Genomic DNA, 21,770 nt, shown 5'->3' with positions numbered 1-21,770 from the left:
CGCTGCGCTCAGACAGTTTCCCTTCCTTTTTCCTCTCTGCAACAGAAATTCAAGGCGCCATCTAGGGCAGGGTACGGCCAAACCGTCTGGCAGCGTTTGCTGGCGTTAGGGCAAGCGCTGGTGGGTGGTGAGCGGTTGCTTGGTGTTGTGATTGTTGCCGCGCTGGGTGTGGGAGGCTGTGCCGTCGGACCTGACTTCAAGACGCCGGGCGGTCCTGCGGCCGCGGCCTATTCCGCACAGCCTGTGTCGCGGGAAACCGCATCCGCGCCCGTTGTTGGCGGCGAAGCGCAGCATCTTGTCGATGCCAACGTGCCGGCCGATTGGTGGCACCTGTTCCGATCGCCCGGGCTCGACGCATTGGTGGACGAGGCGTTGCGGGCGAGCCCGTCCGTGGCGCAGGCGCAGGCGCGCTTGCGTCAGGCGCAGGCCGAAGCGCAGGCGCAGTTCGGCTATGCGCTGCCGTCGGTGGATGGCACCGTGTCGGCGGTGCGTCAGCAGATCAACCCGGAGGCGTTCGGATTCAACACGCCCAAGCCGGGGCCGTTCACGTTGTATTCGGCGTCGCTGTCGGTGTCGTATGCGCTGGATATTTTCGGCGGCGTGCGCCGGGCGCTGGAGGCATCGCAAGCCCAGGTCGATACGCAGCGTTATGAACTGGAAGCGGCGCGGCTGTCTCTGGCAGGCAATGTGGTGACGACGACGGTGCGGATTGCCGCGCTGGAGGCGCAGATCGCCACCACGCAACGATTGGCGGCCGAGCAGCGCAGGCAGTTGGAGATCACGGAGCGCCGCCTCAGCCTTGGTGGCGTTGCGCAGGTCGATGCGTTCTCGCAGCGCACGCTTGTCGCGCAAACCGACGCCACGTTGCCGCCGCTCGTGCAACAGGCTGCGCAGCAGCGGCATCGTCTATCGGTGTTGCTGGGCCGCGAACCTGGCGCCGGGTTGCCGGAGTTGCCGTCGCTTGACGCGCTGCATCTGCCGGACCCGCTGCCGGTGTCGCTGCCGTCCACACTCGCGCAGCGCCGCCCCGACATCCGCGCTGCTGAGGCAATGTGGCACGAAGCCAGCGCCAATGTGGGTGTCGCCACGGCCAACCTGTTCCCGCGCATCACTTTGTCCGCAGGGCTAGGTTCGGAAACCACCAGCTTCCGCAACCTTCTCGGCGCCGGATCGAGCATCTGGAACCTCGGCGCAGGGCTCACGCAGCCAATCTTCCACGGCGGTACCCTGCGCGCCAAAAAGCGCGAAGCCGAAGCCGCCTACGACGCGGCCGGCGCCGCCTACAAGCAAGCCGTATTGCAAGGTCTGCAAGAAGTGGCCGACGCCCTGCACGCCGTGCACAACGACGCCCAAACGCTGCAGGCCAGAGCGCTGGCAACCGACCAGGCGCAACAGACCCTGCGCGCCGCCCAAGCCCGCCACGCCGCCGGCGGCATCAGCACGCTAACGTTGCTGGACGCTCAGCGTCAGGTCGACCAGGCCACGCTGCAACAGGTGCAGAGCCAAGCCGACAGGCTGCTCGACTCCGCCGCGCTCATGCAGGCGTTGGGTGGCGGTTGGCAATAGGCAAATGACAAGCAGCGATCCAGAGTGGCGCCGCTGGCAGTAGACGGTTTGCTTTTCCTTGCCCTAGATGGCGCCTTGGATTTTTGTCGCGGGGAGGATCAAGGAAGGAGCCTTGTCTGAGCGCAGCGAGTTTGGCTCCTTCCCCTCCCCGCGACAAAAATTCAAGGAGGGGGTCGCCATCTCGGGCGCGCCTTTCTTTGCTTACTTTCTTTGGCAAGACAAAGAAAGTGAGTCAGCCCCGGCAGGGGATGAAACCGGGGATGAACCCCAAACACAAAACAATCAAACGGCAGCCCGCAACAACCGCTGCTGATAAGCCTGCAAATGCGCAAACGCCACCCGCAGCAGCGACACATCCACGCCCAACGCCCGCCCACGGCGCAGCATGTCCCCCACGATGTGATCCGCCTCCACCCGCGCACCACTCTCCAGATCTCGCAGCATCGATGCCGTCAGCGGCGACCCAGCCTGCGTCAGCACATTCAACCCACGCTCGCGCGCAGCCTGCCGATTCGGATAGCCCGACGCCGCTGCGACACGCTCGCACGCGGTGAACATCGCCTCGTTCAGCGCAGCGCCCTCATCCGTGGCGACAATCTCTCCCACCGTCGCCCGCATCAGGCACGTCATTGCCGCCAGCGAAGTGAGGAAGGTGAATTTCTCCCACATGTCCTGCATGACGTTCTCGGCCAGCACGGAATCAAAATTGGCCGTGGCAAATACATCGCGAATCGCCTCGGTGCGCTCGCGGGGCGCATGCGGCGTGCGCTCGCCAAAGGTGATCGAGTGCACGGCAGGGCCCTGGCCGTTGCTCAGGTGCAGCACCGCACCATCGGGCGCGCTCGTCGCACTGATGTGGCACAGCCCACCCAGCACGCGCGATTCACCAAAGGCGGCATCGAGCCGTTCCAGATGCGCGAGCCCGTTGAGCACCGGCAGCACGACCGTGCGTTCACCCACCGCGGGGCGGATGGCCGTGATGGCGTCTTCCAGATCGTAGGCCTTGCAGCTCAGCAGCACCAGGTCGGCACGGCCCCAGGCCGCGGCCTGGTCTGCGGTGAGGGTCTGCACAGGCAATTGCGCATCGCCGTGCGGGCTGCGGATCACGAGACCGTGTTCGCGCAACCGCGCCGCACGCGCGGGGCGCACCAGGAAGGTCACGTCCGCGCCCGCCTGGGCGAGCCGCCCGCCGAAATAACCGCCGGTGCCACCGGCGCCAAGCACCAGAATCCGCATTGCTGTCGTCATGGGGTTCGTTTCCATCGAGCCGAAGATAGGCAAACGATTCTAGGCCTGTTCGCGCGACCCTGCAGACGGCGCCCCGCGCGCGCTAAAATGCTGATTTTCCTCACGATTTGACGCCCGTTCGGCCATTATTCAGCGCTGGCGGGGTCGATATGCCATGACGTTTTCCAATAATTTCCACCGCCTCGAAACCCGTCTGCAGTCGCAGGTTGGCCGCGCCATCGGCGACTTCAAGATGATCGAAGACGGCGACACCATCCTCGTGTGCCTGTCCGGCGGCAAGGATTCGTACACGATGCTGTCGGTGCTGATGGCGCTGCAGAAGCGCGCGCCGGTCGACTTCAAGCTGATCGCCATGAACCTCGACCAGAAGCAGCCCGGCTTTCCGGAAGAAGTGCTGCCCAACTACCTGAAAAAGCTGGGCGTGGAATATGTGATCGTCGAGGCGGACACGTATTCGATCGTCAAAGAGAAGGTGCCCGAGGGCAAGACGACGTGCTCGCTGTGCTCACGCCTGCGCCGCGGCGTGATCTACCGCACGGCCAAGGAACTGGGTGCCAACAAGATCGCGCTGGGCCACCACCGCGACGACATCGTCAACACGTTCTTCCTGAACATGTTCTTCGGCGGCAAGATGAAGTCGATGCCCCCCAAGCTGGCCACCGACAACGGTGACCACATCGTCATCCGGCCGCTCGCCTATTGCGCGGAAAAGGACATTGCTTCCTACGCCCGCGCGATGGAATTTCCGATCATTCCGTGCAACCTCTGCGGCTCGCAGGAAAACCTGCAGCGCAAGAAGGTCAAGGAGATGCTGCTGGAGTGGGAGCGCCAGACGCCGGGCCGCATCGACAACATCTTCGCATCGCTGCAGAACGTCGTGCCGTCGCACCTGGCCGATACCGACCTGTTCGACTTCAACGGCCTGACCACGGGCCTGGCGAAGATCGGCGAAGACGCGCTGTTCGGCCAGACAGCCTACGACCAGGCCCCGCTGGTGTTTGCCGGCTCGCATGACGACCGCATCGAGTTCGTGCGGTTTGAGCGCAAACCGGGCGACAAGCCCGCCGAGCAAGCCGTGCCGGGCGAGGTGGCCGCAGGCTGAGCGTGGCCCGCTCCCCATGTGACCCTCTCCCCATGTGGCGGGCGCGCCATGCCGGGCGTCCGCCATCCGCCTGACCGGCCAGCGGGCTACCCGTCTCGGTCATGGCGCGATTGCAACAATTCCACCATTTGACCGGTTCTGGGGGAGGGTGGGCCCCATGCTAGAATTTTTCCATCTGTGTCTTATACGCCGCAAAAGCGCCCCGCAGAAGGGTTTGCAGGCGGTCCGGCCATCCTGAGGGGAGGTGGCGGGCGGTGGGTTTCAGGCAGCCATTCCCGGTGCCGGCAACCCCTCGCAGGCTATCGCTTCGAGTCACTCTAGGAACCTCCTTGTGAATATCGTCATCCTGGCTGCAGGCATGGGCAAACGCATGCGCTCCGCCCTGCCGAAAGTGCTGCACCCCCTGGCCGGCAAACCGCTGCTGGCACACGTCATTGAAACCGCACGCACCATGTCGCCGACGCGGCTGGTGGTGGTGGTCGGCCACGGCGGGGATCGGGTGCGCGAGATGGTCGGCGCGCCCGACATCGCCTTCGCCACGCAAGACAAGCAACTGGGCACGGGCCACGCCGTCATGCAGGCCGTGGACCAGCTCGACGAGAGCGTGCCCACGCTGGTGCTCTACGGTGATGTGCCGCTCACCCGTGCCGAGACGCTGAGCGCCCTGGTGGGCGCCGCCGGCAACGACCACCTGGGCGTGCTGACCGTGCATCTGGGCGACCCGACCGGCTACGGCCGCATCGTGCGCGATGCCGCCGGCCGCATCACGCGCATCGTCGAGCAGAAAGACGCCAACGAGACGCAACTGGCCATTCACGAAGTGAACACCGGCATCCTGGTATGCCCGACGGCCAAGCTCAAGAACTGGCTCGCCACGCTCTCCAACGACAACGCGCAGGGCGAGTACTACCTGACCGACGTCATCGAGCGCGCCGCCAGCGAAGGCGTGCACATCACCTCCGCGCATCCGCTGGCCGAGTGGGAAACGCTGGGCGTGAACAGCAAGGTGCAATTGGCGGAGCTTGAGCGCATTCACCAGCGCAACCTCGCGCAGCAACTGCTGGAAGACGGCGTGACGCTGATCGACCCGGCGCGCATCGACGTGCGCGGCAAGCTCACCTGCGGCCGCGACGTGGTGATCGACGTCAACTGCATCTTCGAGGGCGATGTCACGCTGGCTGACGGCGTGCGCATCGGCGCCAATGCGGTGATCCGCGATGCCGCCATCGAGGCCGGTGCCGAGATCCTGCCGTTCTGCCACATCGAGAGCGCCAAGGTTGGCGCCGACTCGCGCATCGGCCCGTACGCGCGCCTGCGCCCCGGCACCGAGCTGGCCGAAGACGTGCACATCGGCAACTTTGTCGAGGTCAAGAACAGCCAGGTCGCGGCACACAGCAAGGCCAACCACCTTGCTTACGTGGGCGACGCCACGGTCGGCTCGCGCGTCAACATCGGCGCGGGCACCATCACGTGCAACTACGACGGCGCGAACAAATTCCGCACCATCATCGAAGACGACGCCTTCATCGGTTCCGACACGCAGCTCGTGGCGCCGGTGCGCGTTGGCAAGGGCGCGACGCTGGGTGCCGGCACCACGCTGACCAAGGACGCGCCCGAGGGCAAGCTGACGGTCTCGCGGGCCCGGCAGGTCACCATCGACAGCTGGCAGCGCCCGGTCAAGCAAAAGAAGGCAGGCTGACAGGGTTTCTCCTGCGCCGAACAGCGGATGCCGCTTCGGCGCACGAGCATCGATACTGAATTACCGAGTGCGGCGCACATTGAGCGTGCGGCCGCACCCCAACTGGAGAAATCAACATGTGCGGTATCGTTGGCGCGGTTTCCACGCGCAATATCGTTCCCGTCCTGATCGAAGGCCTGCGCCGCCTGGAATACCGCGGCTACGACTCATGCGGCGTTGCCGTTCAGCGTGATGGCCAGCTACAGCGCGCGCGCACCGTTTCGCGCGTGGCCGATCTGGATGCCCAGGCACAGACGAGCCACCTGGATGGCGCCATCGGCATCGCGCACACCCGCTGGGCCACGCATGGCCGGCCGGACACCGTCAACGCGCACCCGCATTTCTCGGGCGACACCATCGCCTTGGTGCACAACGGCATCATCGAAAACTACGAATCGCTGCGCGAAGAACTGAAGGCCGTCGGCTACGGCTTTGAATCGCAGACGGATACGGAAGTCGTCGCGCACCTGATCCACCAGGCCTACACCTACCCGAGCAGCGCCACGCGCGGTGATCTGTTTGCATCGGTGCGTGCGTCGGTCAAGCGCTTGCACGGCGCCTATGCGATTGCCGTGTTTGCCCGTGACAACCCCGATGTGGTGGTGGGTGCGCGCGCCGGCTCGCCGCTGGTGGTGGCGATCGGCGAGAACGAATCGTTCCTCGCATCCGACGCGCTGGCCGTGGCCGGTACCGCCAGCCGCATGGCCTATCTGGAAGAAGGCGACGTGGTGGAACTCACCCGCGACGGCTTCACCGTGGCCGATGCAAACGACAAGATCGTCGAGCGCGAAGTGAAGGAAGTCGGCACCTACGCCGCCGCCGTTGAACTTGGGCCCTTCCGCCACTTCATGCAGAAGGAAATCTTCGAGCAGCCGCGCGCGCTTGGCGATACGCTGGAAGGCGTGCAAGGCTTCGGGCCGGACCTGTTTGGCCCCGAGGCGGCCGCGGTGCTGCCCAAGGTCGACAGCGTGCTGATCCTGGCTTGCGGCACGAGCTACTACTCGGGCTGCACGGCCAAGTACTGGCTTGAATCGATCGCCAAGATCCCGACGCAGGTGGAAGTCGCCAGCGAGTACCGCTACCGCGAGACGGTGCCCAACCCGAACGCGCTCGTCGTCGTGATCTCGCAATCGGGCGAAACCGCCGACACGCTGGCCGCACTGCGTCACGCACGTGAACTGGGCCACACGCATACGCTGGCCATCTGCAACGTGGCGACCAGCGCCATGGTGCGCGAGACGCAGCTCAAGTTCCTCACGCGCGCCGGCACCGAGATCGGCGTGGCGTCGACCAAGGCGTTCACCACGCAGTTGGCCGCGCTGTACATGCTGGCGCTGACGTTCGCCAAGCTGCGCGGCCATCTGAACGCCGAGCAGGAAGAAGACGCGCTGCGCCATCTGCGTCACCTGCCGTCCGCGCTGAATGCGGTGCTGGCGCTGGAGCCGCAGATCATCGCGTGGTCGGAAGAGTTTGCCCGCCGTGAAAACGCGCTGTTCCTCGGTCGCGGTCTGCATTACCCGATCGCCCTGGAAGGCGCGCTCAAGCTCAAGGAAATCTCGTACATCCACGCCGAGGCCTACCCCGCCGGCGAACTCAAGCATGGCCCGCTGGCCCTGGTGACCGAGCAGATGCCCGTCGTGACCGTGGCGCCGAACGACGCGCTGCTCGAAAAGCTCAAGTCGAACATCCAGGAAGTGCGTGCGCGCGGCGGCAAGCTGTACGTGTTTGCCGATGCCGACACGCATATCCAGTCGAGCGACGGCATCCAGGTGATCCGCATGCCGGAGCACTACGGGCAGCTCTCGCCGATCCTGCACGTGGTGCCGCTGCAACTGCTGGCGTATCACACGGCACTGGCGCGCGGCACGGACGTCGACAAGCCGCGTAACCTGGCGAAATCGGTGACTGTCGAATAAGTTTCGGCAGACGCAGAAACAGAAAAGGCCGTCCTTCGGGACGGCCTTTTTTCGTGGTGTGCGCTTCGCCAAACAAGGCCTCGCTCCACCGTTGTTTCAAGTATACCGCGGCCCCTGGGGCTTGCGGGAAGCCCCGGCGGCCGCAGTAGCATCGCCCCCCAATCTTGAAACCGACCGAAAGGAGGGCGAGACATGCGTGTGATGCCATCGACGTTTGAAGCGCAGGGCAGTGCCGTGGTGATGCCGGCCGGAGGTGTGAAATGAGCGGGCATGCCGTGGTGATTGCCGGCGGCGGACCGACGGGGCTCATGCTCGCGGCGGAGCTGGCGTTGGCCGGGATTGACGTCGCCATTGTCGAGCGCCGCGCCAACCAGGACGTGGTTGGCGTGCGTGCGCTGGGCCTGCATGCGCGCTCCGTCGAGGTGCTCGACCAGCGCGGTGTAGCCGAGCGCTTTGTCTCGCAGGGCAAGACCTATCCCGTCGTGCATTTCGGCGAGAACCCGCTGGACATCAGCGACTTTCCCACCCGGCACAACTATGTGCTCGGCCTGTGGCAGCACCATACCGAGCGCATCCTGGCGGAGTGGGTGAGCGAGCTTGGCGTGCCGTTCTATCGCGAGCGCGAGGTGACCGGCTTCCTGCAGGACGACTGGGGCGTCGACGTCACGCTGTCCGACGGCGAGGTGCTGGGGGCGCAATACCTCGTTGGCTGCGATGGCGGGCGCAGCGCTGTCCGCAAGGCCACCGGCATTGAGTTTGCAGGCTGGGACGCCACGACCAGCTGGCTGATCGCCGAGGTGCACACCAGGCAGACGCCACCGCCCTTTGGCTTCAAATACGACGCCATCGGCAGGCACGCCGTTGCGCCCATGGAAGATGGCAACTGTGTCCGCGTCGTGCTGACGGAGCGACAACTCGGCACCGACAATGCGCCCACGCTGGCGGACTTGAGCGAGGCGCTCATCGCCGTCTATGGCACCGACTTCGGCGCGCATCGCCCAAACTGGATCTCACGGTTCTCCGATACGGCCCGCCAGGCCGTGGCCTACCGCGACAGACGCGTGCTGCTGGCAGGCGACGCCGCGCACGTGCATCCGCCCATGGGTGGGCAGGGCCTGAACATGGGTATGCAGGATGCCGTGAATCTGGGCTGGAAGCTGGCCGCGGTCATCAAACGGGCGGCGCCCGACAGCCTGCTCGACAGCTACCACGCGGAGCGCCATCCCGTTGCCGCGCGCACGTTGCGCAATACGCTGGCGCAGGTGGTGTTGCTTCGCCAGGACGAACGCTCTAAGGCGCTGAGCGAGATCACGTCGGAGTTGTTTCGCATGGATGAACCACGCAGGCGGCTCGTTGGGATGATCTCCGCACTCGATGTTCGCTACGACCTCGGCGAGGGCCATCCGCTGCTTGGCCGCCGCATGCCCGATCTCGACCTGGAGACCGCCGAGGGCACGGTGCGCGTCTTCCAGCTGTTGCACGCGGCGGGCGCGGTGCTGCTCAACTTCGGCCCGGCGGATGCCATCGACATCGCGCCATGGGCCGATCGCATGCGGCGGGTCGACGCCCGCCATGCGGGAGCCTGGACGCTGCCGGTGGTTGGCACAGTGTCCGCACCTGCTGCGGTGCTGATCCGTCCTGACGGCCACGTGGCGTGGGTCGGAGACGGAACGACCGAGGGGCTGCAGGAGGCGTTGCAGCGGTGGTTCGGCCCGGCGACGGCCTGAGCGCCTGCGGCCTGCCGATATCGCCGGGTGGAGGGCGGCGTCTATCCAGGTGTTTGAAGCGGCCGGAGGGACCGCGGTGGCCGGTATGCTGCACGGCATCGGAATCACCGTCCCTCTGGAGTCCTGGCATGTTCAACGTCCTCAGCAAGATCGTCCTGCTCGCCGTGTATGGCATTGCGCTGGCGAGCTATGCCACGCCACTGCCGCTGTCGGCCGACGCGATTGGCTGGCTGCGCATCGTGGCGCTGGTGTTGCTGGCTGCGCATCTGCTGGAAGTGGTGCTGTGCTTTCGCAAGGTCGCGCTGCACAACGGACCGCTGTTCGACAGCGTGCTGCTGACGTTGCTGTTCGGCTTTCTGCACTGGAAGCCCCTGGCCGACGCCGCGCGGCAAGCCCGCTGATCGCCCCTCGTCGCCGCTGATTGGTCGACTAGCCGCAACGGCAGGGCAGACCTACTCTAGTTCCAGTCGTCCCTGGATTGACCGGCTGGGACTCTTTTGCTGCAACGCGGCATCGATCATGGGCAGAGTGGAACGAACGGCGTTTGTCTTTGCCGGCGGCGGCAGCCTCGGCGCCATCGAGGCTGGCATGCTGCGGGAGCTGGTGGCTTCGGGCGTGATCCCGGACATGGTGGTGGGCGCCTCAGCCGGCGCCATCAACGCGGCCTTTTTTGCGTGCCATCCGCACGCGGCGGGCACGGCGCAGCTCGAGGCGCTGTGGCGCGGTGTGCGGCGCGCCGACGTGATGCCGTGGTCCTGGCGGGCGATGTTCAGCATGCTGGGCATCCTGGGCGGACAACGGGAACACCTCGTCGATGCATCTGGCCTGCAGCGCCTGCTGACCCGGCATTTCGCGCAGACTCTGCTGGAAGCGGCCACGCTGCCCCTGCACGTCGTGGCCACCGACATGCGCACCGGCGCCGAGGTGGTGCTGTCGTCTGGCGCCATCGTGCCGGCCGTGCTGGCCAGCGCCGCCATTCCCGGCGTGTTTCCGCCCGTGCGCATTGGTGATCGCCTGTTGATCGACGGCGGCGTCGCCAACAACACGCCAATCTCCGCGGCCATCCGGCTGGGCGCCACACGCGTCGTCGTATTGCCGGCGGGATTCGCGTGTGCGGACCGCCGCGCCCCGCGCAGTGCCATCGAGCACGCGCTGAACGCCTTGTCACTGCTGGTCGCGCGTCAGCTTGTGCAAGACCTGGAGCGCTGGGCCGGGCAGGTGCCCATTGCCGTCGTGCCGCCCCTGTGCCCCCTCGACGTGTCGCCCTACGACTACGCCCGCTGCGGCGAACTGATCGACCGTGCCGCTGCCGCCACTGCGGCATGGCTGGCAGCCGATGGGCTGGCGGGCACCGGCATTCCAGGCGCGCTGCGTGAGCACCATCACGACGCGACCCACGCCGCTTGCAGTGCTGAGGTTTAGCTCTACGGCGTGGTGCCCGCAGCTCACTCCTTGTCCCTATGCACCGGAAACAACGCCGACAACACCTGCCGCGCCGTCCCGCGCAGCACACCACTGGCATCCGGGTCGCCGTACGCCAGGGCCGTCGCAAAGTTGCGCGCCTGCTGCAGCGTCACGTGCGGCGGCAGCGGCGGCACATCGGGGTCGGTCTTCACTTCCAGCACCACGGGGCGGTCTGCGTTGAGCGCTTCGTCCCACGCACCGGCAAGCTGGTCGGGGTTGTCGACGTAAATGCCCTTCAACCCGATCAACTCGGCAAAGCGGTGATACGGCACGTCAGGGATGTCCTGTGACGCCGGGAATTTCGGGTCGCCTTCCATCACGCGCTGCTCCCAGGTGACTTCGTTCAGATCCTGGTTGTTGAGCACCATGCTGATCCACTTGGGAGACTTCCACCGCTTCCAGTATTTCGACACGGTGATGAGTTCGGCCATGTTGTTCATCTGCATGGCGCCGTCGCCCACGAGTGCGATGACAGGGCGATCGGGGTACGCAAACTTGGCGGCAATCGCGTACGGCACCGCCGCGCCCATCGAGGCCAGCCCGCCCGAGAGCGAGCCCATCATGCCGGGCTTGAACTTGAGATCGCGCGCATACCAGTTGGCGCAGGTGCCGGAGTCGCTGGTGACGATCACGTTGTCCGGCAGCTTGGGTGACAGCTCCCACAGCACGCGCTGCGGGTTGACGGGATAGGCCGGCTGCAGCGCGCGCTCTTCCAGCGTCTTCCACCAACTCTCGTTCCAGCGGGCAATGCGGTCGGGCCAGTAGCGATCGGTCTTGCGCTGAAGCAGCGGCAGCAGCGCACGCAGCGTCTGCGCGCTGTCGCCGACGAGGTTGACCTCCATCGGATAGCGCAGCCCCAGCATGCCGGGGTCCAGGTCGATCTGTACGCCGCGCGCCTGGCCTTCCTTGGGGAGGAACTCAGCATAGGGAAAGCCGGAGCCGACCATCAGCAGCGTGTCGCAATGGTTCATCAGCTCCCAGCTCGGCTCGGTGCCGAGCAGGCCGATGGCGCCGGTCACATAGGGCAATTCGTCGGGCAACACGGCCTTGCCGAGCAGCGCCTTGGCCACGCCCGCGCCGAGCGTTTCCGCCACGGCTGCCACTTCTGCGCTGGCCCCGAGGGCACCTGCGCCGACAAGCATCGCCACCCGGCGGCCGCTGTTGAGGATGTCCGCCGCGCGTTCCAGATCGGCCGCTTGCGGTATCACGCTCGGCGCGCTGTAGCCGACGCCCGAGTGCACCGTGCCATGCGCGCGCGGCGGCTCTGCGTAGGGCATTTCCTGCAGATCGTTTGGTAGCACCAACGCCGTCACCCGGCGCTGCCCGATGGCGATGCGCACTGCACGATCCAGCAGGTGCCGCACCTGTGCCGGCATGCTGGCCTGGTGGACAAACGCGCCCGCCACGTCGCGGAACATCGCCGCTAGATCGACCTCCTGCTGGTAGTGACCACCGACCGCCGTGCGCGCCTGCTGCCCGGTAATCGCCAGCACAGGCATGTGGTCGAGTCGCGCGTCGTACAGGCCCGTGATGAGGTGCGTGGCGCCCGGCCCGGACGTCGCCATGCACACGCCCAGTTCACCCGTGAACTTGGCGTGTGCCGAGGCCATGAAGGCGGCCATTTCTTCATGCCGCACCTGCACGAACTCGATCTTGCCGCCGGCGCGCTGCAGGGCCCCGAACATGCCGTTGATGCCGTCGCCGGGGTAGCCAAAGATGCGCCGCACCCCCCAGTCATACAGGCGGGCGACGAGGAAATCGCAGACGGTGGCTTGCATGGTGTCGGTCCGGTATCGGGTGGTGGGTCGTCAGCTGGCGGTCTCGGCGAGCAGGGCTTCCTTGCGCGCGGTCATGGGTTCCTGCAGCGGTGTCAGGTCGATGTGCTGACGGACGAGCTTGGGAAAGAGTTCGGTCTCTTCCTCTTCCACGTGGTGCGAGACGTACTCGGCCAGCACGGTGAACTTGGCCGCGAACAGGTCGTCGCCCGCATGCATGCCGTTCAACTGCTTGATCAGGTCCTTTGCGGTGGCGTGCTCCACCACGGCTTCGTCGACAAGGTCTTTGAACGCTTCGCCGCCGTTGTCGCGCACGAACGGGTAGAACACCTCTTCCTCAAGCTGCGTATGGACGGTCAACTTTTCACACGCTTCGCGCACGATTTGCTCGCCGGTGGCTTTGTCTTTCTCCTGTTGGAACGTCTTGAACAGTTTTTTCACCTCGCGGTGATCGTCCAGCAGCATCGACAGCACAGCGCGTTGCGCCACAGGGATTTCCGCTTTGTTCATGGGGCTCTCCGGTAGGGGTTCTGGTTTGAGTACGCCGAACCGTCGAGCAAGCGGCATGCCGCACGCGCGTCTCTGCAGTCGATGCGGCGCAGGCAAGCTTCGTGCTGACACAGGTGGTTACGTGCGACAGAGGCCGCGCAATTGCGTGGCCGCCGCACATCATCCTGAACGTCAACTGATTGATGGGAGGTAACTGCTATGCAAACCACGACAACCGGCACCACGCTGGGCACCGGTACCGCCACTGGTGTGGGAACCACCGCCGGTGTACGCATGCGCATCATCGGGCGCGCCGATGCCGATTCGGCTGGCCCCGGCCCGGAACTGATGGCGGCCGATACGCTGGAGGGCAATCGCGTCGTCAACCTCAATGGGGAAGACCTCGGCAAGATCACCGACATCATGCTCGACGTGCAGCGCGGCCGGATCGCCTACGCGGTGATGTCGGTGGGCGGCTTCCTGGGCATTGGCGACAAGCTGTTTGCCGTGCCGTGGAGCGCCATGTCGCTCGACGTGGACCGCAAGTGCTTCGTGCTCGACGCCAACAAGGATCGTCTTGAGGCGGCGCCAGGCTTCGACAAGGACAGCTGGCCCACGATGGCCGATCCGACCTGGGCGCAGTCAGTGCACGAGTACTACGGTTCGCGTCCGTACTGGGAAGAGTATTGAGCGCTCAGTTGAGGTGCTCGGGCACGCCGTTCGCTTGCGTGTCGTCAACCACGCTTGAAACAGGAGGGCGCCATGGAGAAAGGCAAGAAAGAGAAGCATCCGCACGCAGAGAAGCGTGAGGAGCTGGTGGAAAAAGCCGTGGAAGACACGTTCCCGGCCAGTGACCCGCCCGCCACGGGCGGCATCACGCGCGTTGTCGACAAGGATAAGAACGGCAGCGCACACCAGGACAAGCGCACCCACAACGGCAACCACCGGTAGTCATCAACCGGCACTGCCGCGCCCGCATCGCCTCTTTGGCATGCGGGCGTTTTTCTTCGATGCAGCCGCGTCAACGGTGCGCCAGGATGTTGATCACGTTGCCGAACGGATCGCGCACGTAAAAGCGGCGCACGCCCCACGGCTCGTCAACGAGCGGGTAGACGATCTCCAGACCCAACGAGACGGCCCGCGCATGCACCGCATCGACGTCGTCCACTTCCACCGACAGCGCAGGCACCGGCGTACCGTTTCCGCCTTCGCTCGCAATGCTGACCTGTGGCGTCATCGTATTGGCCGCGTCGGCAAAGGTGACGATCCAGCCGTGGTCCATCACCGCTTCCAGTTCGAGCAGTTCGACATAGAACGCGCGGGCACGTGCCGGAGCGGCAGCATGCAGGTTCGGGACGATGCGTCGGACGGCCATGCGGGGCTCCTTTTTACCGGTTCGGTGGCGGCATTCTAGTCACGGCTGTGACGCCGTGTTGGCATGCGCACGCGGCGCACATCACGTAAAGTGGCGGGCACTCGAACTACAGAGACACGCACGCCATGGAATTCCTGCAATCGCTGCTGGCACCCCGCCTGCAAAACGTTGAAACCTCCGCCATCCGCGAGTTGTTCAAGGTGCTCGGCAAGCCGGGCCTGATCTCGTTTGCTGGCGGCTTTCCGGATGCCGCCCTGTTTGACGTGGAAGGCCTGAAGGCCGCCGCCGACAGCGCGCTCACCACCGACGCCGCCCGCGCCCTGCAATACGGCGCCACTGAGGGCTTCGAGCCGCTGCGTGAGGCCATCGTCACGTTGATGACCTCGCGCGGCGCCACCGTCGCCAACACCGACATCCTCGTCACCACCGGTTCGCAGCAAGGGCTGGATCTGCTGGGCAAGGTGCTGATCGGCGAGGGCGATACGGTGCTGACCGAGGCGCCCACCTTCCTTGCCGCCATCCAGGCGTTCAAGCTGTACGGCGCCAAGGTGGCCGGCGTGCCGACGGATGGCGACGGCCTGGATGTCGACGCGCTGGAAAAGGTGCTCGCCACGGGGGCGGCCACAACTCGCCCCAAATTCCTCTACGTGATTCCCAACTTCGGCAACCCGAGCGGCGCGCTGATGAGCCTGGAGCGCCGCAAGCGCCTGCTGGACGTGGCGGTGCGCCACAACCTGCTGATCGTGGAAGACGACCCGTACGGCGATCTGTATTTCGACGCACCGCCGCCGCCGTCGCTGTACGCGCTGTCGCAGCAGACCGACGGCGCACAGGGGCGTGTGATCTACCTGGGCAGCCTGTCGAAGGTGGTGGCGCCGGGCCTGCGCGTGGGCTGGATGATCGCCTCGCAGCCGGTGCTGGGCAACGCGGTGATGGTCAAGCAGTTTGCCGATGCGCACACCTCCACGTTTGCGCAGGCCACGGCCGCCGCCTACCTGCGCAGCAATCGGCTGGACACCGTGCTGCCGCGCACCCGTGCCGCCTATGCCGAGCGTGCCCACGCCATGGCCAACGGCCTGCGTGCGCTGCTGCCTGAAACCGAACTGACCTTCAACCGCCCGCGCGGCGGCATGTTCCTGTGGTGCACCTTGCCGGGCCGTAATGCCGGTGATGTGGCCAAGGTGGCCATCGAGCGTGGTGTGGCGTTCGTGCCGGGTGCGGCGTTTTACCCGGTCGACCCGGATCGCTCGACGCTCCGCTTGTCGTACGCCACCTCGTCGCTGGCACAGGTGGAAGAGGGTGTGCGCAAGCTCGCGCACGCCATCGGCGAGTTCAAGCTGGGCTGACGCCACCGGCAGGCTGCGGTGGCACCGGCACACACCGACGCGCAGCAAGACCCCGCGCTGCTGCGCCGCCTGCTGCGCGCCAAAGACCGCATGGACGCCGCCTCGCACGAGGCGTGGCCCGTCAAGCGGCTGGCCGAGGTGAGCGGCGTCTCGGCGGCGCATTTCGCGCGCTCGTTCAAGCAGGCCTTCGGCATTCCGCCGCACCGCTACCTGCTCACGCGCCGCATCGAGCAGGCCACCACCCTGCTGCGCGACACCGACCTGCCCATCATCGAAATCGCCTACGCCACGGGCTGGGAAAGCCTCGGCACCTTCGGCCGCATCTTTCGCGACATCACCGGGCAGAGCCCGAGCGAGCTTCGCCGCCACGCCCAGGCCACCGCGCCGCAGCAGCAACTCGACCGCGTGCCCGCCTGTGTGCTGAAGGCGGCGCAGCGGCCCGACCTCGTCACAGCAGTTTCGGAGAAGCGCCGCCAACTGGCGGAGGGTACAAATCCGTCACCCACCAACAACAAGGAGCGGTGATGAGCCAAGGGATCAATGTCGTCGGGCTGTATGTGGATGATCAGGACGCGGCGCTGGCGTTCTATGTCGACAAGCTCGGGTTTCGCGTGCACACCGACGTGCGCAACGGCCCGTACCGCTGGCTGACGGTGCAGCATCCGGAGCAGCCGTCGTTTCAGCTCGGCCTGTTCCAGCCCGGCCCGCCCATCCACGACGAGGCCACCGCGCAGACCTTGCGCGCCATGGTCGCCAAGGGCGCGATGCCGCCGCTGGTGCTGACCGTCGCCGATTGCCGCGCCGCCTACGCCCAATTGCGCGAGCGCGGCGTGGAATTCACGCAGGAGCCCATCGAGCGCTTTGGCAGTGTCGATGCCGGCTTTCGTGACCCGGCCGGCAACGGCTGGAAGATGATCCAGGCCGCCGGAGGTGCAAAGTGAGCGCCCGCAACGGAATCCGCCAGTTTCACCGCTGGGTGTCGATGGCGTTCACGCTCACCGTCATCGCCAACTTTGTCGCCATGGGGCTGAGCAAGGGCGCGCAGCCGCCGGCGTGGATCACCTACGCGCCGCTGCTGCCGCTGGCGCTGCTGCTGTTCACGGGGCTCTATATGTTTGCGTTGCCGTACCTGGATCGGCGAGGCGGGCGGCGCGCAAATCGGGCCAACCGCGAAACCCCCGCCGCTGGGGCCTGAGGCCGGTACGCCGAGCTCGGAGCTCGAACCGCGAGGCATTTTGCTCGGCCCGCCGAGCTCGGAGCTCGGATCGCGAGGCTTTTTGCTCGGCTCGCCGAGCTCGGAGCTTGGATCGTGAGCCTTTTTGCTCGGCTCGCTGAGCTCGGAGCTCGAACCGCGAGGCTTTTTGCTCGGCCCGCCGAGCTCGGAGCTCGGATCGTGAGGCTTTTTGCTCGGCTCGCCGAGCTCGGAGCTCGGATCGTGAGGCTTTTTGCTCGGCTCGCCGAGCTCGGAGCTTGGATCGTGAGCCTTTTTGCTCGGCTCGCTGAGCTCGGAGCTCGAACCGCGAGGCTTTTTGCTCGGCCCGCCGAGCTCGGAACCTTGAGCATGGCATCGGCGGCCCGGCGCTCAATGTGCGATCGATGTGGCCGTCGGCCCGTCTGCCTGTGCGGCTTCATGGCGCGCACTGTTGCGCCACAACACCACCGCCACCACATGGCACGCGGCGGCCGCCCACCCCAGCATGCCCGGCCCGCCATGCGCCAGAGCCAGCGCGCCAACGCTCGACCCCAGCGCGATCCCCACATACACCGCTGACGCATGCAGCGACAGCGTGATCGGCGACACATCGGGCGCGAGGCGGATCAGGCGCGTCGCCTGCGCCGGGCCGAAGCCCCAGCCGGCCATGCCCCACAGCACGACCGCGCCGATGGCGACTGCGCCGGCCACCGTGCCGTGCAGCATCTGTGCCGACAGCGAGAGCACCGAGAACGCCAGCACGATGCCCGCGCTGCTGACCGCCAGCACGCGCGCCACGCCTGCGCGGTCGGTCATGTGGCCGCCCAGGCCGGTGCCGAGCGCCGCAAAGCTGCCGACCAGGAACAGCACGATGCCCACGTGCTGCGGCGCGAAGCCCAGTCCCTGCACAAAGAACGGTGCGACGTAGGTGTAGAACGTAAAGCCGCCCGCCGCCCACAGCGTGGACACCGCCAGCGCGCCCAGCATGCCGGGGCGGCGTGCCACGGAGAGGCGCTGCGCCAGCGTGGTCACGCTGTGCGGCAGCGCACGCGGCAGGCCGAAGGCGAGGCCCGCGGTGGCCAGTGCCGACAGCACACCGCATGCGACGAACGTCGAGCGCCAGTCGCCCTGTGCCGCAATCCATGCGCCCAGCGGCACGCCGAGCGCCACCGCCACCGTGCCGCCGCCCGTGATGATGGCGAGCGCCGAGCCGCTGCGCGAGGCCGGCACCAGCGAGGTGGCCACCGCATTGGCCGTCGGCAGAAACACGCCGGCCGCCAGCGCCAGCAGCACGCGCGCCGCCATCAACTGCCCAAAGCCGTGCGCGGTGGCTGCCAGCAGGTTGCCTGCCGCAAAGATGGCCAGCGCGCCGATCAGCACGCGGCGCCGGTCGACGTTACCGAGCAGCGTCGCCATTACCGGCGAGCCCACGGCATACGTAACGGCAAACACGGTGACGAGCTGCCCCGCCGCCGGCACGCTCACGCCCAGGTCTGCGGCCAGCACCGGCAGCAGGCCGGCGATCATGAAACCTTCAGTGCCGATGGCGAACGCGCCCAGGCACAACCACCACAGCGATGCCGGCATGGTCGGCTCCTGTCAGAGAACAAACTTGGAAGGGAGGCGGAGCGCGCAGGCTCCGCAGGGTTCAGCGCGCGCCAGAGCTGGCCGTCTGGCCGAACAGCACGCTGCGCTCGTCGTCGGAGATGTCTTCGCGGCGGCGGGAGTAGGCACGCTCCACCCCGGCATAAGCGCGCTGCGTGGCCGGCCGTGCGCCAACGGCTTCGAACCAGCGCTGCAGGTGCGGGAAGTCGTTCAGGTCCTGACCATGCCCGGCGTGCGGGACGATCCACGGATAGGCCGCGATGTCGGCGATCGTGTAGTCGTTGCCGGCAATGTAGGGGCGATCGGCCAGGCGGCGGTTGAGCACGCCGTAGAGGCGGTTGGTCTCTTTGGTGTAGCGCTCGATGGCGTAGGGCACGCGCTCGGGCGCATACACGTTGAAGTGGCCGATCTGCCCGGCCATGGGCCCCAGGCCGCCCACCTGCCAGAACAGCCACTTGAGCACTTCCATGCGGCCGTGCAGGTCGGCGGGCATCAGCTGGCCGGTTTTCTCGGCCAGGTAAAGCAGCATGGCGCCCGATTCGAACAGCGCCACCGGCTCGGTCCCCTCGGCCGGGTCGTGGTCGACCATGGCCGGGATCTTGTTGTTGGGCGAGATGGCCAGGAACTCGGGCTTGAACTGGTCACCCCGACTGATATCAACGGGGATGACGCGATGCGGCAAGCCGGTTTCGGCAAAGAACAGCGCCATCTTCAGGCCGTTGGACGTGGCGCAGTAGTAGAGGTCGATCATGGCGGGGCCCTCGTGTTCTGTCATGTTGGTTGACAGAGTAGGCCTGCGAGTGGCCTTTTGTAATGTCCAGAAACTGGAATTTTCAGGTGACCACTTAGGGGTTGCGTGCCGCTTCGGGGGCCGCCGTTTCGCAGGAGCGTGCGTACCATTCCCACGCCGCCGTGCCGCACAGCACGCCCGTCGCCAGCGCGGAGACTGCGAGCGCTGGCAGTTCGCCTGCCGGCAGCCATGCGCCGCCCAGCACCACCAAGCCAACCACATGCGCCGGGCGCAGCCGCCCGAAGATCGCCCACTTGAACAGCAGGTTGCCCAGCAGGTACAGCGCCGCGCTGCCCAGCACCGCCAGCGTCGTTCCTTCATGGGCGTGGCCCACCGGATGCGCCAGCACGAACTCATCGGCCACCGCCCCGACGATGATGCCGGCCACCAGCACCACGTGGATGTAGGTGTAGGCCAGGCGTGCGAGCCGGCCCGGATCCGCCGAATGCGACATGGTGTGCGCGCCGCGCTCGGCAATCGTGTCGAAGTACAGCCACCACATCGCCAGGCTGCCGATGAACGACATCGCCATCGCCGCGATGTTCTCTGCGGTCCAGTCGAGCCCGGCAAACGTGGAGCCCGTGACCAACACCGATTCGCCCAGCGCGATGATGATGAACAGCGAGCAGCGCTCGGCCATGTGACCGCCTTCCACGTTCCAGTCGTTGGTGGTGGAGCGGCCCAGGCCCGGCGTGTAGAAGCCCATCGAGGGGCCGAGCCATTCGATGGTCAACGCGATGATCCAGCTGGCCCAGCGCACGGAACCGTCCGACAGGCCGCCCGCCAGCCACAGCACGGCAGAGATGCCGAGCCACGTGGCGATGCGCTGGAAGTTGCGCCGCATGGGCAATGACTCGCCGCGCACGGCCCAGAGGAAGAACACCGTGCGCCCGAACTGCATGAACACATAGGCCAGCGCAAACGCCAGTCCGCGCGAGCCGAACGCCTGCGGCAGCGATGCCGAGAGCAGCAGCCCGCCCGTCATCAGCACGAGCATCAGCATGCGGATGGCGAGCTTGTCCGGATCGAGCCAGTTCGTCACCCACGAGGTGAAGATCCACACCCACCACACCGCCAGCATCAGCAGCAGCGCCTGCGCGCCGCCTTGCAGCGTGAAGTTGCCGATCAGCAGGTGCGAGAGCTGCGTCACCGCAAACACGAACACCAGATCGAAGAACAGCTCGATGTTGGTGACGCGGTGGTGGCCGTGGGCCCCGTCGGATGTGATTGGCGAGGGGCGGAGGTAACTGCGGGGCATCGGGTGTCCTGGGTGCGGCCTGTGGAGCGATCAGGCCGACTGCATGCCGAGCGTGAGCGTGCCAGCGCCCACCATCACCGCGCCGCCCGTGTAGCCGAAGCGGCGCTGCGCAGCCACGCTGGTCAGGCGCTTGGCGAGCAGCTTGGCGGCCAGCGCGTACATTGATGCGTTGGCGGCGGCCAGGATGACGAAGGTCGGCAGCAGGATCACGCTCTGCGAGAGGAAGGTCTGCTCGGCCGACATGAACTGCGGCACGAAGGCGACGAAGAAGACGATGCTCTTGGGGTTCAGCGCGGTGACCGTCCACGCCGACAGGAAGCGGCGGCCAGCGGACTTCTGCTGAACAGGGATGGTCGCCTCGGGTGCGTCGTCGCGCAGGCGGCGCGCGCTGAGGATGGACTTGATGCCCAGATAGACGAGGTACGAACCGCCGATGAGCTTGAGCGCCGTGAAGGCTGCGGCCGATGCGGCCAGCAGTGCGCCCGCACCGGCAAGGGAAACCGCCATGGCCGTTGTGTCGCCAGCGGCCACGCCGGCAACGGTGCTCCACGCCGAGCGGCCGCGGTTGGCCAGCGAATCACCAATCACCAAAAGGATGGTCGGGCCCGGAATGAGCAGGATGATGATGCTGGCGCCGATGAAGGCCAGCCAGGTTTGGAGGGTCATGGGGTGGCTCGCTGGGTTGTTGGGGGGGAGGGGACACAGTTATCCATGAAAAGAATGGGGCGTCAAATGGGGGGTGTTTTTTGTCTTTGGTTTTTGCGTTGGTGGTCCACCTCCCTTTCGTTCCCTGCCGGGACCGACTCACTTTTCTTTGTCTTGCCAAAGAAAAGTAAGCAAAAGAAAGGCGCGCCCGAGATGGCGAAAGACTCCTTGAATTTGCGTAACCGGGCGGAGGTGGGGAAAACTCGCTGCGCTCAGACAGTTCCCCACCTTTTTTCCGCCCGCTTACGAAAATTCAAGGCGCCATCTAGGGCTCAACGTCAAAAGAAAAAGGCCAACCCATCGTGCGGTTGGCCTTTGTCGTTTGAGCTTGCACCCAGATGGTGTGCCTTTTGCCTTTGACTTTCCCTGCCCTAGATGGCGCCTTGAATTTCTGTTGCAGGGAGGAAAAAGAGGGGAGGCTGTCTGAGCGCAGCGAGTTTGCCTCCCCTCCCTCCCTGCGACATAAATTCAAGG

The 21,770-nt window shown here is 66.1% G+C and carries 22 protein-coding genes; 13 read left to right on the top strand and 9 right to left on the bottom strand.

Features of this window, described 5'->3' with window-relative positions; genetic code table 11:
* The first annotated feature begins 120 nt into the window (after window positions 1–120).
* Window positions 121–1,566, top strand: coding sequence for an efflux transporter outer membrane subunit (locus tag ACTJK4_RS00110; RefSeq protein ID WP_440816804.1), 1,446 nt, complete (start codon window positions 121–123; stop codon window positions 1,564–1,566).
* Between the two features lie 282 nt (window positions 1,567–1,848).
* On the opposite strand, the gene panE is transcribed toward ACTJK4_RS00110, so the two are convergent.
* A complete protein-coding gene (panE, locus tag ACTJK4_RS00105) occupies window positions 1,849–2,802 on the bottom strand; it encodes a 2-dehydropantoate 2-reductase (protein WP_440816801.1) in 954 nt (317 codons plus the stop codon).
* A gap of 166 nt (window positions 2,803–2,968) precedes the next feature.
* Here panE and ttcA point away from each other — a divergent pair, with 166 nt between their 5' ends.
* From ttcA to ACTJK4_RS00075, 6 genes are all read left to right on the top strand, one after another.
* Complete coding sequence (gene ttcA, locus ACTJK4_RS00100) at window positions 2,969–3,916, top strand: tRNA 2-thiocytidine(32) synthetase TtcA (RefSeq protein WP_260803805.1); 948 nt, start codon at window positions 2,969–2,971, stop codon at window positions 3,914–3,916.
* A gap of 331 nt (window positions 3,917–4,247) precedes the next feature.
* Window positions 4,248–5,615, top strand: a complete 1,368-nt coding sequence (gene glmU / locus ACTJK4_RS00095) for a bifunctional UDP-N-acetylglucosamine diphosphorylase/glucosamine-1-phosphate N-acetyltransferase GlmU (protein ID WP_440815138.1) — start codon at window positions 4,248–4,250, stop codon at window positions 5,613–5,615.
* Window positions 5,616–5,731: 116 nt separating this feature from the next.
* On the top strand, window positions 5,732–7,570 hold the full coding sequence (gene glmS, locus ACTJK4_RS00090; RefSeq protein WP_316881694.1) for a glutamine--fructose-6-phosphate transaminase (isomerizing): 1,839 nt from the start codon (window positions 5,732–5,734) through the stop codon (window positions 7,568–7,570).
* Between the two features lie 260 nt (window positions 7,571–7,830).
* On the top strand, window positions 7,831–9,297 hold the full coding sequence (locus ACTJK4_RS00085; RefSeq protein WP_440815135.1) for an FAD-dependent monooxygenase: 1,467 nt from the start codon (window positions 7,831–7,833) through the stop codon (window positions 9,295–9,297).
* 128 nt (window positions 9,298–9,425) lie between these two features.
* Window positions 9,426–9,698 carry a hypothetical protein gene (locus ACTJK4_RS00080; RefSeq protein ID WP_440815132.1) on the top strand — a complete coding sequence of 91 codons (273 nt, stop codon included), beginning with the start codon at window positions 9,426–9,428 and terminating at the stop codon, window positions 9,696–9,698.
* Between the two features lie 118 nt (window positions 9,699–9,816).
* Window positions 9,817–10,719 carry a patatin-like phospholipase family protein gene (locus ACTJK4_RS00075; protein WP_440815129.1) on the top strand — a complete coding sequence of 301 codons (903 nt, stop codon included), beginning with the start codon at window positions 9,817–9,819 and terminating at the stop codon, window positions 10,717–10,719.
* A gap of 23 nt (window positions 10,720–10,742) precedes the next feature.
* Here ACTJK4_RS00075 and ACTJK4_RS00070 read toward each other — a convergent pair whose 3' ends face one another.
* Together ACTJK4_RS00070 and ACTJK4_RS00065 are read right to left on the bottom strand one after the other, a co-directional pair.
* On the bottom strand, window positions 10,743–12,539 hold the full coding sequence (locus ACTJK4_RS00070; protein ID WP_440815127.1) for a thiamine pyrophosphate-requiring protein: 1,797 nt from the start codon (window positions 12,537–12,539) through the stop codon (window positions 10,743–10,745).
* 30 nt (window positions 12,540–12,569) lie between these two features.
* The gene (locus tag ACTJK4_RS00065; protein ID WP_322017139.1) at window positions 12,570–13,046 is read right to left on the bottom strand and encodes a hemerythrin domain-containing protein; all 477 of its coding nucleotides are present in this window, start codon (window positions 13,044–13,046) and stop codon (window positions 12,570–12,572) included.
* Window positions 13,047–13,244: 198 nt separating this feature from the next.
* Between ACTJK4_RS00065 and ACTJK4_RS00060 the strand changes: the two genes are divergently transcribed.
* Window positions 13,245–13,715, top strand: coding sequence for a PRC-barrel domain-containing protein (locus ACTJK4_RS00060; protein ID WP_232041689.1), 471 nt, complete (start codon window positions 13,245–13,247; stop codon window positions 13,713–13,715).
* Between the two features lie 72 nt (window positions 13,716–13,787).
* Complete coding sequence (locus ACTJK4_RS00055; RefSeq protein ID WP_232041690.1) at window positions 13,788–13,976, top strand: hypothetical protein; 189 nt, start codon at window positions 13,788–13,790, stop codon at window positions 13,974–13,976.
* 70 nt (window positions 13,977–14,046) lie between these two features.
* On the opposite strand, the gene ACTJK4_RS00050 is transcribed toward ACTJK4_RS00055, so the two are convergent.
* Entirely contained in the window at window positions 14,047–14,400 is a 354-nt protein-coding gene (locus ACTJK4_RS00050) for a glyoxalase superfamily protein (RefSeq protein WP_440815122.1), read from the bottom strand.
* 125 nt (window positions 14,401–14,525) lie between these two features.
* Between ACTJK4_RS00050 and ACTJK4_RS00045 the strand changes: the two genes are divergently transcribed.
* From ACTJK4_RS00045 to ACTJK4_RS00030, 4 genes are read left to right on the top strand one after another with little or no spacing between them, the layout of a single operon-like run.
* Window positions 14,526–15,746 carry a PLP-dependent aminotransferase family protein gene (locus tag ACTJK4_RS00045; RefSeq protein ID WP_440815120.1) on the top strand — a complete coding sequence of 407 codons (1,221 nt, stop codon included), beginning with the start codon at window positions 14,526–14,528 and terminating at the stop codon, window positions 15,744–15,746.
* Between the two features lie 18 nt (window positions 15,747–15,764).
* On the top strand, window positions 15,765–16,271 hold the full coding sequence (locus tag ACTJK4_RS00040; protein ID WP_232041693.1) for a helix-turn-helix domain-containing protein: 507 nt from the start codon (window positions 15,765–15,767) through the stop codon (window positions 16,269–16,271).
* Window positions 16,271–16,687: a VOC family protein gene (locus ACTJK4_RS00035; RefSeq protein WP_012760914.1), complete on the top strand. Its 417-nt coding sequence runs from the start codon at window positions 16,271–16,273 to the stop codon at window positions 16,685–16,687. Before ACTJK4_RS00040 ends, ACTJK4_RS00035 begins: the two co-directional genes overlap by 1 nt.
* Complete coding sequence (locus ACTJK4_RS00030; protein ID WP_440815116.1) at window positions 16,684–16,941, top strand: hypothetical protein; 258 nt, start codon at window positions 16,684–16,686, stop codon at window positions 16,939–16,941. The genes ACTJK4_RS00035 and ACTJK4_RS00030 overlap by 4 nt, the downstream gene beginning before the upstream one ends.
* Before the next feature lie 387 nt (window positions 16,942–17,328).
* On the opposite strand, the gene ACTJK4_RS00025 is transcribed toward ACTJK4_RS00030, so the two are convergent.
* The 5 genes from ACTJK4_RS00025 to ACTJK4_RS00005 form a co-directional block, all read right to left on the bottom strand.
* Window positions 17,329–18,525 carry an MFS transporter gene (locus ACTJK4_RS00025; protein WP_440815113.1) on the bottom strand — a complete coding sequence of 399 codons (1,197 nt, stop codon included), beginning with the start codon at window positions 18,523–18,525 and terminating at the stop codon, window positions 17,329–17,331.
* Window positions 18,526–18,586: 61 nt separating this feature from the next.
* Complete coding sequence (locus ACTJK4_RS00020; protein ID WP_440816799.1) at window positions 18,587–19,294, bottom strand: glutathione binding-like protein; 708 nt, start codon at window positions 19,292–19,294, stop codon at window positions 18,587–18,589.
* A gap of 94 nt (window positions 19,295–19,388) precedes the next feature.
* Entirely contained in the window at window positions 19,389–20,591 is a 1,203-nt protein-coding gene (locus tag ACTJK4_RS00015) for a low temperature requirement protein A (RefSeq protein ID WP_440815110.1), read from the bottom strand.
* A 30-nt stretch (window positions 20,592–20,621) separates the two neighbouring features.
* Window positions 20,622–21,257: a LysE family translocator gene (locus tag ACTJK4_RS00010; protein WP_147218873.1), complete on the bottom strand. Its 636-nt coding sequence runs from the start codon at window positions 21,255–21,257 to the stop codon at window positions 20,622–20,624.
* Window positions 21,258–21,561: 304 nt separating this feature from the next.
* Window positions 21,562–21,770, bottom strand: a 209-nt coding sequence (locus tag ACTJK4_RS00005; RefSeq protein WP_440815106.1) for a hypothetical protein, incomplete at its 5' end; no start/stop codon positions are given.

It is taken from the genome of Ralstonia sp. 22111, from assembly GCF_052045895.1.
GTDB lineage: Bacteria > Pseudomonadota > Gammaproteobacteria > Burkholderiales > Burkholderiaceae > Ralstonia > Ralstonia wenshanensis.
The sequence above is the reverse complement of the archived record's forward strand: the minus strand, read 5'-3'. Positions and strand labels throughout refer to the sequence as shown.

What these genes read in the sequence shown, in the direction of transcription:
- ACTJK4_RS00075 (WP_440815129.1), top strand. Translation starts at nt 9,817, where the DNA reads ATGGGCAGAGTGGAACGAACGGCGTTTGTCTTTGCCGGCGGCGGCAGC.
- panE (WP_440816801.1), bottom strand. Translation starts at nt 2,802, where the DNA reads ATGCGGATTCTGGTGCTTGGCGCCGGTGGCACCGGCGGTTATTTCGGC.
- ACTJK4_RS00060 (WP_232041689.1), top strand. Translation starts at nt 13,245, where the DNA reads ATGCAAACCACGACAACCGGCACCACGCTGGGCACCGGTACCGCCACT.
- ACTJK4_RS00010 (WP_147218873.1), bottom strand. Translation starts at nt 21,257, where the DNA reads ATGACCCTCCAAACCTGGCTGGCCTTCATCGGCGCCAGCATCATCATC.
- ACTJK4_RS00045 (WP_440815120.1), top strand. Translation starts at nt 14,526, where the DNA reads ATGGAATTCCTGCAATCGCTGCTGGCACCCCGCCTGCAAAACGTTGAA.
- ACTJK4_RS00015 (WP_440815110.1), bottom strand. Translation starts at nt 20,591, where the DNA reads ATGCCCCGCAGTTACCTCCGCCCCTCGCCAATCACATCCGACGGGGCC.
- ACTJK4_RS00070 (WP_440815127.1), bottom strand. Translation starts at nt 12,539, where the DNA reads ATGCAAGCCACCGTCTGCGATTTCCTCGTCGCCCGCCTGTATGACTGG.
- ACTJK4_RS00055 (WP_232041690.1), top strand. Translation starts at nt 13,788, where the DNA reads ATGGAGAAAGGCAAGAAAGAGAAGCATCCGCACGCAGAGAAGCGTGAG.
- ACTJK4_RS00035 (WP_012760914.1), top strand. Translation starts at nt 16,271, where the DNA reads ATGAGCCAAGGGATCAATGTCGTCGGGCTGTATGTGGATGATCAGGAC.
- ACTJK4_RS00020 (WP_440816799.1), bottom strand. Translation starts at nt 19,294, where the DNA reads ATGATCGACCTCTACTACTGCGCCACGTCCAACGGCCTGAAGATGGCG.
- ACTJK4_RS00050 (WP_440815122.1), bottom strand. Translation starts at nt 14,400, where the DNA reads ATGGCCGTCCGACGCATCGTCCCGAACCTGCATGCTGCCGCTCCGGCA.
- glmS (WP_316881694.1), top strand. Translation starts at nt 5,732, where the DNA reads ATGTGCGGTATCGTTGGCGCGGTTTCCACGCGCAATATCGTTCCCGTC.
- ACTJK4_RS00085 (WP_440815135.1), top strand. Translation starts at nt 7,831, where the DNA reads ATGAGCGGGCATGCCGTGGTGATTGCCGGCGGCGGACCGACGGGGCTC.
- ttcA (WP_260803805.1), top strand. Translation starts at nt 2,969, where the DNA reads ATGACGTTTTCCAATAATTTCCACCGCCTCGAAACCCGTCTGCAGTCG.
- ACTJK4_RS00025 (WP_440815113.1), bottom strand. Translation starts at nt 18,525, where the DNA reads ATGCCGGCATCGCTGTGGTGGTTGTGCCTGGGCGCGTTCGCCATCGGC.
- ACTJK4_RS00080 (WP_440815132.1), top strand. Translation starts at nt 9,426, where the DNA reads ATGTTCAACGTCCTCAGCAAGATCGTCCTGCTCGCCGTGTATGGCATT.
- ACTJK4_RS00065 (WP_322017139.1), bottom strand. Translation starts at nt 13,046, where the DNA reads ATGAACAAAGCGGAAATCCCTGTGGCGCAACGCGCTGTGCTGTCGATG.